General features: G+C 34.0%; 13 protein-coding genes and 1 tRNA gene. 12 read left to right on the top strand and 2 right to left on the bottom strand.

Going from position 1 to position 15,443, the window contains the following annotated elements; all coding sequences use genetic code 11:
• Position 1 precedes the first annotated feature (1 nt).
• Positions 2 to 2,557: a leucine-rich repeat domain-containing protein gene (locus QSV08_RS10165; RefSeq protein WP_324028270.1), complete on the top strand. Its 2,556-nt coding sequence runs from the start codon at positions 2 to 4 to the stop codon at positions 2,555 to 2,557.
• Between the two features lie 65 nt (positions 2,558 to 2,622).
• On the opposite strand, the gene QSV08_RS10160 is transcribed toward QSV08_RS10165, so the two are convergent.
• Both QSV08_RS10160 and QSV08_RS10155 read right to left on the bottom strand, forming a co-directional pair.
• Positions 2,623 to 2,706, bottom strand: a tRNA-Leu gene (locus QSV08_RS10160).
• An 84-nt stretch (positions 2,707 to 2,790) separates the two neighbouring features.
• Entirely contained in the window at positions 2,791 to 3,636 is an 846-nt protein-coding gene (locus QSV08_RS10155) for an AraC family transcriptional regulator (RefSeq protein WP_324028269.1), read from the bottom strand.
• 133 nt (positions 3,637 to 3,769) lie between these two features.
• Between QSV08_RS10155 and QSV08_RS10150 the strand changes: the two genes are divergently transcribed.
• The 11 genes from QSV08_RS10150 to QSV08_RS10100 all read left to right on the top strand — a co-directional run bounded on the left by QSV08_RS10150 (position 3,770) and on the right by QSV08_RS10100 (position 15,428).
• Positions 3,770 to 4,687 (top strand): dihydrodipicolinate synthase family protein, encoded by a 918-nt coding sequence (locus QSV08_RS10150; RefSeq protein WP_324028268.1) that lies wholly within the window; start codon positions 3,770 to 3,772, stop codon positions 4,685 to 4,687.
• Between the two features lie 117 nt (positions 4,688 to 4,804).
• On the top strand, positions 4,805 to 6,379 hold the full coding sequence (locus QSV08_RS10145) for an aldehyde dehydrogenase (NADP(+)) (protein WP_324028267.1): 1,575 nt from the start codon (positions 4,805 to 4,807) through the stop codon (positions 6,377 to 6,379).
• A gap of 45 nt (positions 6,380 to 6,424) precedes the next feature.
• Positions 6,425 to 7,432 (top strand): 4-hydroxyproline epimerase, encoded by a 1,008-nt coding sequence (locus QSV08_RS10140; RefSeq protein WP_324028266.1) that lies wholly within the window; start codon positions 6,425 to 6,427, stop codon positions 7,430 to 7,432.
• A gap of 16 nt (positions 7,433 to 7,448) precedes the next feature.
• Positions 7,449 to 8,696 carry an NAD(P)/FAD-dependent oxidoreductase gene (locus tag QSV08_RS10135; protein WP_324028265.1) on the top strand — a complete coding sequence of 416 codons (1,248 nt, stop codon included), beginning with the start codon at positions 7,449 to 7,451 and terminating at the stop codon, positions 8,694 to 8,696.
• A 125-nt stretch (positions 8,697 to 8,821) separates the two neighbouring features.
• The gene (locus QSV08_RS10130) at positions 8,822 to 9,223 is read left to right on the top strand and encodes a response regulator (protein WP_324028264.1); all 402 of its coding nucleotides are present in this window, start codon (positions 8,822 to 8,824) and stop codon (positions 9,221 to 9,223) included.
• A 78-nt stretch (positions 9,224 to 9,301) separates the two neighbouring features.
• Positions 9,302 to 9,844, top strand: coding sequence for a heme NO-binding domain-containing protein (locus tag QSV08_RS10125; RefSeq protein WP_303598208.1), 543 nt, complete (start codon positions 9,302 to 9,304; stop codon positions 9,842 to 9,844).
• Positions 9,837 to 12,200 (top strand): PAS domain S-box protein, encoded by a 2,364-nt coding sequence (locus QSV08_RS10120; protein WP_324028263.1) that lies wholly within the window; start codon positions 9,837 to 9,839, stop codon positions 12,198 to 12,200. Before QSV08_RS10125 ends, QSV08_RS10120 begins: the two co-directional genes overlap by 8 nt.
• Positions 12,201 to 12,211: 11 nt before the next feature.
• On the top strand, positions 12,212 to 13,342 hold the full coding sequence (locus QSV08_RS10115) for an FIST signal transduction protein (RefSeq protein WP_324028262.1): 1,131 nt from the start codon (positions 12,212 to 12,214) through the stop codon (positions 13,340 to 13,342).
• Positions 13,342 to 14,400, top strand: a complete 1,059-nt coding sequence (locus QSV08_RS10110; protein WP_324028261.1) for a sensor histidine kinase — start codon at positions 13,342 to 13,344, stop codon at positions 14,398 to 14,400. The genes QSV08_RS10115 and QSV08_RS10110 overlap by 1 nt, the downstream gene beginning before the upstream one ends.
• A complete protein-coding gene (locus QSV08_RS10105) occupies positions 14,397 to 14,717 on the top strand; it encodes an Hpt domain-containing protein (RefSeq protein ID WP_324028260.1) in 321 nt (106 codons plus the stop codon). Before QSV08_RS10110 ends, QSV08_RS10105 begins: the two co-directional genes overlap by 4 nt.
• Positions 14,718 to 15,428 carry a LytR/AlgR family response regulator transcription factor gene (locus QSV08_RS10100; RefSeq protein ID WP_324028259.1) on the top strand — a complete coding sequence of 237 codons (711 nt, stop codon included), beginning with the start codon at positions 14,718 to 14,720 and terminating at the stop codon, positions 15,426 to 15,428.
• Positions 15,429 to 15,443: the final 15 nt, after the last annotated feature.

The raw sequence follows: 15,443 nt of genomic DNA, 5'->3' as shown, positions 1-15,443 counted from the left end.
TATGTTTAAAAAAATCTTTAATACACCAGGGAAAACCGAAACAGAATTAAAAGAAACTGATGCCGAGCATGCAGAAGAAACAGTAGATTATTCTGAATTTGTATTTTATAAGGAAACACATCTTCAAATTAGAGATTATAAAAAAAAGCTGTCGGTTTTACCTAATGATTTTTTTGAACAATATGCAGGTGCAACTTCATTAGAAATAAATGCTTTTGACTTGATAGAAATTCCAACTTCTATTACAGTCTTGAAAAAATTAAAAAGAATATCTTTTTCAGGTGGTAAATACAAGTCATTGCCAGATTTAAGTGAATTGAATTTGTTGGAATCAATTTCCATAGATAGAAATAACCAAATTAATTTAGACAAGGAGATTGCTAAAATTCAGCATTTACCAAACTTAGTATATTTTAAACTGGGTAGTTATAGAGGGAAAAAGTTTCCGAGTGTCATATCCAAATTAAAGACACTTAAGCATCTTGGTCTTGGTTATGGACTTGAGAAAAAAAAGGATATGGATGGGTTGATCAGCGTAGTAAAGGAAATGCCTTGGCTAGAAAGTTTGAATATCGACTTTAATCTAAACACTGAAGATATTCAGCCTAATTTTATTGAGCTTGATTTTTTAAATATTTTAAATTTTAGAAGTTATTTTTCTGAGGATAAAACTCCATCATGCCTTTGCTTGACTAAGCATGTTGAATTTAAAGAAAATAACAAGCTAAACGACTTAGTGACTTCCTTTAGAAATAAGTATATCAATTCAGAGCTTTCTGATCAAACTAAAGAAGTGCTATTTTGTTTTTACAAAAAGAATTTTCTTGAGCTTAAAGATAAACTGTCAGATAAGTTAGCTGATGCATTAAATAGTAATGATAAAACAGGCATTGTATTACTTACAAAAGTAAAAGGTTTCACCAAAAAGAAATGGGGTGAGTTACTTGATGATACTTGTTTTTATTTGGCAGAAGAAGGTGATAATGGAAATTTAATATTTGTTGTCGGTAGTGAAACTGAATATGATGATTTTGAAAAACTTATTGTTAATAACAAGAATGTTGTTTTTAAAGATCACTTGCAAGATTTAATTGTAAAACTTGAAGATCCGTGGTTGTTACAAGATACTAATTCAGGTCTTAATGATCAGTTATTGAAACTCTTGTCGAGTAATTTAGATGAGAATTATAAAGTCGCATTTGAAATTATTGAAGGCGGTGGAGCCAATGAAACCATACAGTCATTGCTTGCTGCAATAATGACAACACACCCTGATAAGAAGATTGCTAAAAAGGCAACACAATTGTATGAAAAATATGGGTCACAACTTTTTGTTCAACATGCTAAAGTAGGTGTATCTGGAAGCTTACGAAAATCAGGAAGTACACAACAAAAATTAACTCGCTTATTAAATCACCCAGAAATAAATGAGTTTGTTTTTAGGTTTATGCATCATGTTATAGCCACTTCAAATCGAAATATAAAAGATGTTTTACCTAATGTGTTCGAGGTCAAGAACAATACTATTAAAGTAATACCAGAAGAGATTAAATATTTTAATCACATTCAAACACTTCGTTTTTATTCATGTCCTAATTTAAATCTTAATACTGCTATTCCACATTTAAAGGAGATGGGAGCATTAAAACATTTGGTGTTGAACGGTTCGCATTTGAGCATACCGAAGTCGGTGGGTGAGTTAATTCATTTAGAATCATTTGAGGCTGAGCAAAATGAGTTTGAAGATGTTTCTGAATTAAAGAAACTCGATAATCTAAAAAAATTGAACGTTGCAGGTTGTAAGCTTGTTGATTTTAGCTGGTTGTCATCTTTAAAAAATCTGAAATATTTGAATTTGAGCAGTAATAAAATAGCTCAACTGCCAAAAGAATTAGAAGAATTGAACCAACTTTCTGAACTTCATATCAAACAAAATAAATTAAATAAGATGGATGCCGGGTTACTTGGTTTACCGTACTTGAAACTAATAGATTATTCAAACAACTTAATTAAAGAGATTGATTATAATTTCTTTAAGCATAAACTTGAAGTACTCTTATTGAGGTCTAATAAAATAGCATCATTTGATATAAAAGAGTTTGAAAAAATGAGTATAACTAGTGTGTCATTACAAAAGTTAAATCTAGCTTCTAATCAAATTACAGAATTTAGTCTTGGTACTATTAGTTTTTCACAACTGGGATCTATTGATATTTCTAAAAACAAGATTAAAGAACTTCACTCTTCTGTATTTTCTAATACGAGAGTTAATGAATTTTTTGCAAGTAATAATCAAATTGGCGATATACCAGATAGTGTTGTTAAACGATCATATTTCACCAAATTTTGGATACAAGGTAACGTGATAAAAGAATTAAGAGAATCATTTGCTAAAATTCGTATTGATAATGCAGATTTAAGTAACAATGAGATAGAAAAAATGCATCCTGATTTTTTTATTAAAAGAGAAAAAGATTATTCAAGATTATATTGGAAGATTAGAAATAATCCTATTTCTAATGAATTAAAAGGTGCATCTGGTCTTTATGGTAGATAGAGAAAAGATTTTGAATAAGTAAGTTCAGCCAAAAATAAAAGGTTAGACCTAAATCTAACCTTTTGTGCCCACGACTGGATTCGAACCAGCACGTCCTTACGAACACTACCCCCTCAAGGTAGCATGTCTACCAATTTCACCACGTGGGCATACTTGAAGTATATTCGAGCGCAAATATAGAAACCTCTCATTCAATTTAAAATATATTGATGATAATAAATAAGGTAACTTTTTTATAATGCCAGCGATTTTTGATACTGGGTTGGCGTTAAGCCTTTTATCTTTTTAAATTTCTTATTAAAATTAGAAATGGAGTTGAAACCAGATAGGTCAGATATCATATTAATATTAAGTTCTTTTTTAGAATTTAATAACTGACAAGCATGTTCTACACGAAGCTCTATTAAAAATTGGAAAAATGTTTTATTGGTACGTTGTTTGAAAAAGCGGCAAAAGGCATTTGGCGTCATATAAGCCATTTTAGAAATGTCATCTAACAAAATAGGTTGCTGAAAATTTTTAAAGACAAAATCAAATATTTCCTGCAAGCGCTCACCCTCATTAGAACTTAGGGTTTTAGCATAAATAAATTTACTTAAAGGCTCTGTTGCTGCTTTGCTCAATTGTTCTAATAACTCTAGAAACGATGTGAAGCGTTGTAGTTTTTGTAGAGATTGTAATGCTAAGATTTGCTGTGTTAGTTGCTTTTTGTTTGACATTACTTTAAAGCCAGAATCGGCATTTGTAAAGAAAGATTGTAAATCTTTAAAATAAGGTAGTTGAAAGAAGTGAGGGCCAAAGGTGCAATCGGTAAAGAAAACGGTTAGCATATGGGCATCTTCATTATTTGCAATACTTTTAAAAACGTGAGGTAGATTACTACCAATTACAAATATATCTCCGGCTGAAAAAGGGTGTATACTATCACCCACCAACAATTTACCGTTACCGTTTATAATATAACTTATTTGAATTTCTTCATGTTGATGTAAGCGGTTGTAAAAAACAGGTTCTTTATCTATTTGAACAATTAAATGCTCATCGATTGGTTTTGGTATTTTAAACGGAAAGACCTTCATGTGCATCTAATTTAGCGCTATATATTGTATTTGTATGTTTAAGATGGTAAAATAGTACCATGTGTGGATAAAATGAAAACAATATAATTCTAATACTACCTGTAGATTTGGGTATCATCAAAAACAATATAGAATGAGTATTTCATGGACAGGCGTTATGCCAGCAGTTACTACAAAATTTACCGATAAAGATGAACTTGATTTAGATATGTTCTCTGTCAATATTAAAGCTCAATTAGATGCGGGAGTAAGCGGAATTATACTTGGCGGAACCTTAGGTGAGGCGAGTACACTAACCTACGATGAGAAAAAGATTTTAATGAGAGAGACTGTAAAGCTGGTGGAAGGTAAAGTGCCTGTCATCATTAATATTGCAGAACAAACCACGAAAGGAGCCATTCATGCTGCTGAAGTTGCCGAAGAATGTGGTGCAACAGGCTTAATGATGCTACCGCCAATGCGCTATAAGGCTAATGATCATGAAACAGTTACTTACTTTAAAGAAACAGCAAATAGCACCGATTTGCCTATCATGATTTATAATAACCCTATCGATTACGGTATTTTGGTAACTTTAGATATGTTAGAGGAACTTATGGTTTGTGATAATATACAGGCAGTAAAAGAATCGACGAGAGATATATCTAATATTACACGTATTAAAACAAGATTCGGAGATCGATTAAATGTGTTGACTGGTGTTGACACCTTAGGCTTAGAAAGTACGTTAATGGGTGCCGATGGATGGGTTGCTGGTTTGGTATGTGCTTTCCCTGCTGAAACCTGTGCGGTTTTTGAGTTGGCAAGGGCGGGTAGAATTAAAGAAGCATTAGAAATCTACCGATGGTTCTTACCATTGTTGGAGCTTGATATTAGTCCGCAATTGGTACAGAATATTAAAATGGCAGAGGTTGCTACAGGTATTGGTACCGAAAATGTTCGTGCACCAAGGTTACCGTTAATTGGCGCTGAGCGCGAGAGAGTAGCAGCGGTTATAAAACAAGGAATGGCTACTAGACCAACATTGCCAAATTATAAAGGAATTAACTAATTGAAGGAATTTTTATGACTCAATAATCTAATTGGGCATATTTAGAAATGTAAAGAAAGAATCAAAATTTGTTTCGGCTTCTTTCTTTACTTTTGAGTAACATCAGAAAAATAGAAAATGATAAGCGGTACAAATGCAATCGGAAGTACATCTTCTAAGCAAGGAAATAAAACTTTTAAGACTTTTAACCCTAAAGAAAATCAAGAAACAGAATGGACTTTTTACGAAGCATCGTCAAATGAAATTGATGAAGCTGTAGCCTTAGCTACTGATGCTTTTAAAGTTTATAAAGATTTTTCAGGAGTTAAAAAGGCGGAATTTCTAGAAGCGATTGCTGATGAAATAGAAGCTCTTGGCGATGAACTTATAGATACCTATTGTAAAGAATCGGGTTTGCCAGATGGTAGAGCAAGAGGTGAACGTGGTCGTACTATGGGTCAATTACGTGCTTTTGCTAATTTATTGAAAGAGGGTTCTTGGGTAGAAGCGGTAATTGAAAAAGCTCAGCCTAATAGAGAACCAATGCCTAAGTCAGATATTCGTAAAATGTTATTTCCGTTAGGTCCGGTAGTGGTATTTGGCGCAAGTAATTTTCCATTGGCATTTTCAACGGCAGGTGGTGATACTGCAAGTGCTCTAGCAGCAGGTTGCCCTGTAATCGTTAAAAGTCACCCAATGCATGCAGCGACAGGTGAACTAGTTTCATCGGCAATTATAAAAGCGGCAGAAAAAACAGGAATGCCTAATGGGGTATTTTCAAATTTGAATAGTAGCGGTATAGAAGTAGGTCAGCTGTTGGTAAAACACCCAAAAGTAAAAGCTGTCGGATTTACGGGTAGTATAAATGGTGGTACTGCACTTTATAAATTAGCGAACGAAAGAGATGAGCCGATACCTGTATTTGCAGAGATGGGCAGTATTAACCCAGTAGTATTACTTCCTTCTGCCTTAGAGAACGACGGTGATGCATGGGCGACTAAATATGCTTCTTCAATTACTATGGGTGCAGGTCAGTTTTGTACCAATCCTGGGTTGGTATTAGGGTTGAAGGGAGTTAAATTAGATAGTTTCATCAATACCTTATCCGAAGAAATTCTAAAATTAGAACCAACATGTATGCTTCATCCGAATATATATGCAAAATACCAAGAGGGTAAAAATGAATTATCAACCCAGACGGGTGTGACAGTTACCGCAAATTATGATAAGCCAACGAATGCTAATAATGCACAACAATCAGTTTTAAAAGTTAGTGGTGCAGATTTTTTAGCCAATACAAAATTGCATAAAGAGGTATTTGGTCCGTTTTCGGTTGTAGTTGAATGTGAAAGTACATCAGAATTAGAAGCTATTTTAAATCATTTAGAAGGTCAGTTAACGGGTACGGTTTTAGGTTCTGAAGAAGATTTAGAGCATAATTCTGGGGTTGTAGACGCACTGCAGAGTAGAGTAGGGCGTATATTATTTAATGGCGTGCCAACTGGTGTAGAAGTAAATTCTTCTATGGTTCATGGTGGTCCGTTTCCTGCTTCTACAGATGCTCGTTTCACGTCTGTTGGTACATCTGCCATAAAGAGATGGGTACGCCCAGTTTCTTTTCAAGATTGGCCTAATAAATTATTACCAACAGCTTTGCAAAATGAGAATCCGTTAGGCATTACTCGTTTGGTAGAGGGTATTTACACTAAATAGAATTTTTAAATAAACCCGGTTATCAATAACAACTAAATTTCGAATATGACCAGCAGTACCTTTGTTTGTATCGATGCGCATACTTGTGGTAATCCTGTTCGGGTTGTAAAACAAGGTGGTCCAGATTTAGTTGGTGCTACAATGAGCGAGAAACGTCAGCATTTTTTAAAGGAATATGACTGGATTCGTAAAGGGCTTATGTTCGAGCCTCGCGGTCATGATATGATGAGCGGAAGTATTTTTTATGCACCTAGCGACCCTAATAATGATTTCGGAATATTATTTATTGAAACCAGCGGATGCTTACCTATGTGTGGTCATGGTACCATAGGTGCTATAACTATTGGTATTGAAGAAGGATTGATTATACCTAAAATGCCGGGAAAAATTCGAATGGAAACTCCCGCAGGCTTAGTACATATATCGTATCAACAAACGGGTACTAAAGTAGATTGGGTAAAATTGACCAATGTAAAGTCGTATTTGGCTGCGACAGATTTAACTATAGCATCATCTTATTTGGGAGAGGTTGTTTTTGATGTATCCTACGGAGGTAATTTTTATGCAATTGTAGATCTACAAAAGAATTTTAACGGAATTCAAGATTACTCTGCTAGTCAATTAATTCAATTTAGTCAAGAACTACGTGATAGAATCAATTTGAAATATCCTGATATATTCATCCACCCAGAAGATTCAACCATTAGAAATGTGAGTCATATATTATGGACGGGAAATACTATCTCTGAGACTGCTAGCGCAAGAAATGCCGTGTTCTATGGTGATAAGGCAATTGACCGTTCGCCTTGTGGTACGGGTACGTCTGCACGAATGGCGCAATGGTATGCAAAAGGTAAGTTAGGTGTTGGTGAAGATTTTATTCATGAGAGCTATATTGGGTCTCAGTTTGTTGGTAGGGTAGAAGAGGAAACGACCTTAGCTGATATACCTGCCATAATACCGAGTGTTAAAGGTTGGGCAAAAATATATGGTCAGAACACCATAACTATAGACGACGATGATCCGTATGCATACGGATTTCAAGTAATTTAAATTCTAGTAATTACAAATGAAGAATGTACTTATAATTGGCGGTGGCATTGTAGGTTTAAGCACTGCTTACTTTTTAAATAAAATGGGTTTTGAGGTTACCGTAATTGATAAAGGTGATATTACTTCTGGTGCATCTTTCGTAAATGCAGGGTATATTACTCCGAGTCATATTATTCCGTTAGCATCGCCAGGTATGATTGCGAAGGGGATAAAGATGATGTTCAATTCTGCTAGTCCGTTTTACATGAAACCAAGACTAGATGCCGATTTTTTGAAATGGTCATGGTATTTTCATAAGTCATCTACGTCAGCTAAGGTAGAAAAGGCGATTCCTTTAATTAAAGACATCAACCTTATCAGTAGAGAGTTATTTACCGATATAAAAAACTCTGGCGATTTAGGTGATTTTCAACTAGAGCGAAAAGGTTTATTAATGCTGTATAAAACCGAAGCGAGCTACTTACATGAAAAAAAGGTTGCCGAAAGAGTTGCTTTTGAAGGGCTAGAGGTATCTGATTTAAACAAGGCAGCTTTACATCAACTAGAACCTAATGTGAATATAGATGCAGAAGGTGCTATACATTATGAATGTGATGGGCACACGACTCCGACAGAGATAATGCCCAAGTTAGTAGCATATTTAAAGCAACAAGGTGTTACTATTAGCACAAATGAAGAAGTTCTGGATATTAAGAGTTCTGGTAATACTATTAAAGAGGTAGTTACAGATAAGGGTTCTTATAAACCAGAAGAAGTTATTTTAGCTGCGGGCTCATGGAGTGGAGAGCTGGCGAAGAAATTACAGTTGAAGTTACCACTACAAGGTGGTAAGGGGTATAGAATAAATATAGAACGTGATACAGGTATTACGATTCCTGCTATATTAATGGAATCTAAAATAGCGGCTACACCTATGAACGGTTTTACAAGATTCGCGGGTACCATGGAGTTTTCTGGTAATAACGACATCATAAGAAAAGAAAGAGTGGCAGCTATAGCCAATGGTGCTCAAGCATTTTACCCTGATATAAAAATTAGCGACACTGAAATAAAAAATGTAAAAACCGGATTGCGACCAGTTTCACCAGACGGTTTACCATACATCGGTAAATCGACAAGAATTGAAAACCTAACTATTGCCACTGGTCATGCCATGATGGGTTGGAGTTTAGGGCCTGCTACAGGTAAGCTGGTTTCAGAGTTATTGTCTGGTACTAAGACGTCTATGAACATTGCGGCATTTAGCCCAGATCGCACATTTTAAAGATTGTTGAAAAATACTCGTCGGCATAGAATTACCGTTCACCGATAGTAAACTGCCATTCACCTATAGCAGCCATTTTAAGAGTGAGAAATCTTTGATCTTTGTCGTATCAATATAAACGACCTATGGACATATTACTAATAGAAGACGATTTAATAGAAGTTATGAAGTTGAAACGTACAGTTTCTAAACTTAACTTAAAGCATACAATTATAGAAGCAAAAAACGGTGAAGAAGCTTTAACCTATTTAAGGTCTGGCGAAAAATTACCAGATATTATTCTTTTAGATTTGAATATGCCAAGAATGAACGGTATTGAATTTCTAGCTATTTTAAAGGCAGATGAATTACTTCAATATTTACCTACAGTTATTTTAACAACCTCAGAAAATAGAGCAGATTTGTTAAAATGTTACCAAGCTGGTATTGCAGGTTATGTAATTAAGCCATTAAAATATGAAGATTACGAGTATAAATTAAATGCTGTTTTAGAGTACTGGAATGTTAATCAACTAGTGAAAGGCTAACAAAAAAGCTCATTTCACAACATTTTTTCCTATTTACGTATTAATTTTCCTACGTTTGAGTGTATTTAAATAATTCAAATGAAAGGAATCGTATTTACCGAGTTTTTAGAAATGGTCGAATCTGAATTCGGTTTAGAGACTGTTGACAATATAATTGAGAAATCAAATTTGCCATCAGAGGGTATTTATACCTCTGTAGCTACCTACGAATTCAATGAAATGGTAGCGCTGATTACCCAGCTAAGTAAAGAAGTAGATTTACCGGCCGGAGATTTAATTTATGCATTTGGACTCTACTTATTCTCAAGTCTAAAAAATGCACATCCAGAAGTTATTCAAAGTTACAGAAACCCCATAGGGTTGTTATATTCTATTGAGGATCATATACATGTTCATGTAAAAAAGCTGTATCCTGAAGCAGAACTTCCTACATTTAAGATATTAGACAAGACCGATAATTCTATTTCCATGATATATTCTTCATCTAGAGGTTTATATAGATTAGCTCATGGTCTAATTGAAAAAGCTTTTGAACATTTTAACGGTAAAGCCGATATTACCTATGAACTTCTAAAGGAAGACGGTACTGAAGTAAAATTTGATGTAGTACAACATGGATAACAAAGAAGTTCTTCTCTTAAAAAAAGCGCTCGAACGGCAGAAAAAGGCTCGTAAACAAGCAGAGAATATCTTAGAAGAAAAATCTAAGGAGCTCTACGACGTTACCAGTCACTTAAGAGAATCTAACAGTAAGCTCGAAAATTTACTAAGCGAAAAAACATCTGAATTAGATGGTATTTTTATAAATATTATCGATCCTTACGTGGTAATGGATCTACAATTCAATGTTATTAATATGAATAGATCTGCCAAAGAATTTTTGCAGTTTGATCATAATGATAAGCTCGTAAACCTTTCACATTTTATACATCCAGATTTTTTAGCGTATACCCAAGAATCGATGCGATCGATGATCGAGGTAGGAAGCTTAAAAAATTATCGTGCGAAAATTATTCTTGAAGGTGATGTAGAAAAATGGATTCAAATAAACGCAAGTCTTGTATATGACAAAAATCAAAGACCAATTGCAGCACAAGGTATAATTAGAGATATTACCCAAGAAACCGAAGTAAAAAGACTTGTTGCAGAACAAAAGGCGCAATTAGATATTATAGTTGAGAATTCTCCCTTAGGTATTGTTTTAGCCGTGGACGGAGTAATTCTGAAGACCAATAATACTTTTGTAGAAATGCTAGGTTATCAAGAAGGCGGGCTCAAAAATGTTTCTTTTAAATCAATCTCAGAACCAGAAAATACAATAGATGCACTTAATCAACTTGATGAAATGTGTGCTGGTAAAATTGAAAAGTTCACCGAAATATGGAAGTTTACGAGAAAAGATGGTTCTACCATAATGGGAAAAACCAGAATTTCAGCGATACATGATGATCATAGAAAAAAAGATTATCAGGTGGCTATTATAGAAGATATTTCGCATCAATTAGAGGCAGACAGAAAACTAGAAGCATCTCAAAATAGATTGACTGCTCTTATTTCTAATTTACAGACTGGTGTTCTTTTAGAAGATGAGGAAGGTAAAATTGCCTTGACCAATCAAAAGTTCTGCGATTTATTTCATATTAAACAGTCTCCAAAGAAAATTATAGGCGTTGACTGTGCAGAATCTGAAGAAGAATTTAAAAAGTATTTCAAGAGTCCAAAAAGCTTTGTTAGTAGAATAGAAGAAATTTTAGCTAAAAAAGAAACCGTTTTGGCAGATGAACTTGAAATGATCGATGGGAGAATTTTGGCAAGAGATTTTATTCCTATAGATAATGATGGTGATTACAAGGGGCACTTATGGGCTTATCAAGATATTACCATTTCTAAAAATTATAGAAAGAATTTAGAAAACCAACGAGAAAAGTATAGTAGCATCATTGCAAACATGAACTTAGGTCTTGTTGAGGTCGATAATAATGATGTAATACAAATGGTTAACCAAAGCTTTTGTAATATTTGTGGCTTTACAAAAGAAGAACTTATAGGTCAAACTGCTTCTCAAATAATAAAATTCAAGAACGGTAGTCTCATTGAAAAGAAAAATGAAAATAGATTAGGTGGGGTATCTGACTCTTATGAAGTTGAGGTTTATAATAAAAACAATTCAATTAGACATTGGCTAATAAGTGGTGCGCCTAGGTATGATGATACTGGTGCCGTAATTGGTTCTATAGGTATACATTTAGATATTACCGATCAAAAACTATTAGAACTTCAAAAAGAGAAATTATTAAAAGATTTAGAAAACAGTAACCAAGGTTTACAAGAGTATGCCCATATTGTTTCTCATGATCTTAAGTCTCCACTAAGAAGTATTAGCGCTTTGGCAACTTGGCTAAGTGATGATTATAAAGATGTTTTAGATGAAGGTGGTAAGCAGAATCTTGAACTTATGCAAGAGAAAGTAGCCTCTATGGATAAGTTGATTCATGGTATTCTAGAATATTCTACCGCAAATAGTTCTGATTTAGATGATTCTAAAGTTGACCTAAATGAGGTAATAAATGATATAGGCGAGACCATATACATTCCTGAACATGTAAAATTGGTCATTCCTGAGACTTTGCCAATTATCATGGCAGATAGAATTAAAGTGCATCAAGTTTTTCAAAATATAATTGGTAATGCGGTTGTACATATTGAAAGAGAAGTAGGGCTTGTTGAAGTTCTTTATAAAGATGATGGCGAATTCTGGCAATTTACCATTAGTGATAATGGGGTAGGTATACCAGAAGAGTATCATAAAAAGATTTTTGACATATTTCAATCTATAGGTAATAATGAAAGGTCAACCGGTATCGGGCTTTCAATAGTTAAGAAAATAGTTGATCGTTACCAAGGTAAAGTTTGGATCGATAGTGTGGTTGGGGAAGGAACCCAATTTCATTTTACCATAAAAAAATACCATAATTAATAAGATTTAAGATGAAAATAGTTCAAGCAATAAAGAAACCAAATGAGTCTTTTATACTTAATGATTCAAAACAATTAAAAGAACCCTTAGTTCTAGTTTTTGGTAATCGATATATGTTAGAAAGTGAAGATATATATGATGAGGTTAAAGAATTGTATCCTGACGGTCATATCGTTTTTGGTACGACTTCGGGTGAAATTATAGATGATAATGTTTTAGACGGATGCGTTGTTTTAACTGCTATAGAATTTGAGAAGAGTTCAATTTTGATAAAAAGAAGGAACGTGGCAGATTTTCAAAATGATGATGAAAAATTGGGCGAGAGTTTAATAGCTGAGTTCCCGAAAGAAAATTTAAAACATCTATTTGTAATATCAGAAGGTAGTACCGTTAATGGTAGTGCACTTATAGAAGGTTTAGAACATTTAGGCAATACACATTTTGGACTCTCTGGCGGATTATGTGGTGATGATGATCGTTTTGAACGAACATTGGCATCTTACAATGAAAACCCTAAAGAAGGGGAAATAATAGCTATAGGTTTTTATGGTGATACCTTAGAAATTACAAGTTCTAATTATGGTGGTTGGACCACCTTTGGCCCTGAACGTATCATTACAAAATCTGAAGGTAATCTACTTTTTGAATTAGATGGTAAACCTGCATTAGATCTTTATAAAACTTACCTAGGTGAAAAAGCTGATGAATTGCCGAAGTCGGCATTGCTTTATCCGTTAAGTGTAAAGGTAACAGATGATGCAGAGCCTTTGGTTCGAACTATTCTTAATATTGATGAAGCAGAGAATACAATGACACTAGCTGGTGACGTTCCAGAAGGTGCTAGGGTGCAATTAATGATGTCGTCGGTAGATGATATTGCCAATGGGGCATTTCATGCAGCAGAGCTCGCTATGGGTGGCAGAAAGAAATCTCCAGAGTTAGCATTATTAATTAGTTGTATTGGTAGAAAGTTGGTCATGGATCAACGTACCGAAGAAGAAATCGAAGAAGTTAAAGCGGTAATTGGTGATAATACGGTTATAAGCGGATTTTACTCCTATGGCGAAATGGCACCTTTTAGTGGTCAAGATAGTTGTAAATTGCATAACCAGACCATGACTTTAACCTTATTTAGCGAATAATGCATTCCCTCTTAAAAAGACAAATTCGAAAATATTTACCTGAAGATCTAAAGGCGCATCCAGAAATGGAAAACTTTTTAGAAGCTGTAGAAAAGTCATATGAAAATTTTGATGATAAATTTTCCATGCTTCATAGAGCTTCGACCATAAGTTCAGACGAACTTTTTGAAGCTAATAAACAATTACAGAAAGAAGCATTACAACAAAAGAGTATTCTTGTTTCTCTAGAAAATGCTATTCTTAGTTTAAGAGAGAATTTGAATGATGAAAAGACCACAAAGATTCAAGAAGAATTTAATACAGAACAGCTTGCATCTTACATAAGTAATTTGGCATCCCAGGTTTCTGAGATGACTGCAGAAAAAGATAAACTACTCATTAGTTTAGAAAACCAGAATGAATCTTTAAACAATTATGCGCAAATGGTATCGCATGATTTAAAATCGCCTATTCGAAACATCAATGCGTTGATGAGTTGGATTATGGAAGATGAAAAAGAGAAATTTTCTGATACAAGTAAAGAAAATTGCACGTTGGTATCTCAAAACCTTACCAAGATGGATAAGCTTATTAGTGGTATACTAAAACACGCCACAATGGGTGAAACTGAAGAGCATAAAGTAACGTTTAGTTTAGAAGATAGTCTTAAAGATATTCAGCAGACTATTTATGTACCTGAAAATATAACTTTTGAATATGATGAAGAATTGCCAGAAATGTTCTTTGAAAGAGCACGGTTAGAGCAATTGTTTATGAATTTATTCACTAATGCTGTAACGGCAACTGAACATGTAGAAAAAGGTGTAATCAAAATTGGTTACGAGCCAGATGACATTTATTGGAAATTTAGTGTTTCAGATAATGGAAAAGGAATACCAGAGAAGCATCAAAAAGGAATTTTTGAAATGTTTAAAAAGCTGGAGACTGCCAATAATGCTACCGGCATCGGACTTGCAATTGTGAAGAAAATTGCGGTACTTTATGAAGGCGATGTTCGGTTAGAATCAGAAGAAAACGTTGGTACTACGTTTTATATCACATTAAAAAAGAATTCATGATAGAACAACCTAACCTTAATTATGTAGACGAGCTTGCCGGTGACGATATCGCTTTTAGAAATCAGTTTCTTGATATTATTAAAAACGAGTTTCCGTTAGAGAAGGAAGAATATTTTGGTCATGTAAAAAATACAAGGGTAAAAGAAACTGCTGAAATCGTTCATAAGCTAAAACATAAGTTCAATATTTTAGGAATGGAAAATTCTTATAAGCTAGCAGTAGCCTATGAAATGGAATTATTGGACGGTAAGCACGATAGTCAATCTAAATTCGTTGAAGTATTAGATACTATTGAGGAATACATTAAAACAATTTAAATGAACTGTATTATAATCGATGATGAAGCTACGGCAAGACTAGTTGTAAGGCAACTATGTTCAAAAATACCTGAGCTTGATGTTATTGAAGAATTTGATAATGCCATTTCGGCAATCAAGTTTTTAAATCATCAAAATATTGATGTTATCTTTTTAGACATACATATGCCCGGTTTTAGTGGTGTCGATTTTATACAAACACTTAAAGATCCACCTAAGGTAGTTATGACTACTTCTGATACAGATTTCGCAATAGCCGCTTACGAATATGAATGTATTGTTGACTACTTGGTGAAACCGATTACGTTAGAGCGTTTTGAAAAAAGTATTGAAAAAATCAAAAACAGTTCTTCTAAAAAGCCACAGGTACAGGCAGCAGCACAACAAAATTCATCTGAAGGTGAAGATTTGTACATTAATATTGACCGAAGGTTAATTAAGTTGAAACTCAATGAAATTTTGGTTATCGAAGCCAAAGGCGATTATATTGATGTTAAAACAGAGAAAGAAGACCATAGGGTACATACTACTTTGAAAAAAATAAAAGAAAAATTACCTGAAAAATTGTTTCTGCAAATACACAGGTCTTACATTATCAACTTTACCAAAATTATTGATATAGAAGATAATAGTGTGCTTATAGCTAAAAATGTGGTGCCTATTAGCCGCTCTAACCGCCCAGAATTAATGAGACGTTTAAACCTACTTTAAGTTTTTTCTAAAGTG

Source organism: Maribacter sp. BPC-D8 (assembly GCF_035207705.1).
Classification (GTDB): domain Bacteria; phylum Bacteroidota; class Bacteroidia; order Flavobacteriales; family Flavobacteriaceae; genus Maribacter.
This window is presented reverse-complemented; position numbering and strand designations above follow the sequence as displayed.

Excerpts from the sequence above, each read along its gene's own strand:
- QSV08_RS10165 (WP_324028270.1), top strand. The coding sequence starts at position 2 with ATGTTTAAAAAAATCTTTAATACACCAGGGAAAACCGAAACAGAATTA.
- QSV08_RS10155 (WP_324028269.1), bottom strand. The coding sequence starts at position 3,636 with ATGAAGGTCTTTCCGTTTAAAATACCAAAACCAATCGATGAGCATTTA.
- QSV08_RS10150 (WP_324028268.1), top strand. The coding sequence starts at position 3,770 with ATGAGTATTTCATGGACAGGCGTTATGCCAGCAGTTACTACAAAATTT.
- QSV08_RS10145 (WP_324028267.1), top strand. The coding sequence starts at position 4,805 with ATGATAAGCGGTACAAATGCAATCGGAAGTACATCTTCTAAGCAAGGA.
- QSV08_RS10140 (WP_324028266.1), top strand. The coding sequence starts at position 6,425 with ATGACCAGCAGTACCTTTGTTTGTATCGATGCGCATACTTGTGGTAAT.
- QSV08_RS10135 (WP_324028265.1), top strand. The coding sequence starts at position 7,449 with ATGAAGAATGTACTTATAATTGGCGGTGGCATTGTAGGTTTAAGCACT.
- QSV08_RS10130 (WP_324028264.1), top strand. The coding sequence starts at position 8,822 with ATGGACATATTACTAATAGAAGACGATTTAATAGAAGTTATGAAGTTG.
- QSV08_RS10125 (WP_303598208.1), top strand. The coding sequence starts at position 9,302 with ATGAAAGGAATCGTATTTACCGAGTTTTTAGAAATGGTCGAATCTGAA.
- QSV08_RS10120 (WP_324028263.1), top strand. The coding sequence starts at position 9,837 with ATGGATAACAAAGAAGTTCTTCTCTTAAAAAAAGCGCTCGAACGGCAG.
- QSV08_RS10115 (WP_324028262.1), top strand. The coding sequence starts at position 12,212 with ATGAAAATAGTTCAAGCAATAAAGAAACCAAATGAGTCTTTTATACTT.
- QSV08_RS10110 (WP_324028261.1), top strand. The coding sequence starts at position 13,342 with ATGCATTCCCTCTTAAAAAGACAAATTCGAAAATATTTACCTGAAGAT.
- QSV08_RS10105 (WP_324028260.1), top strand. The coding sequence starts at position 14,397 with ATGATAGAACAACCTAACCTTAATTATGTAGACGAGCTTGCCGGTGAC.
- QSV08_RS10100 (WP_324028259.1), top strand. The coding sequence starts at position 14,718 with ATGAACTGTATTATAATCGATGATGAAGCTACGGCAAGACTAGTTGTA.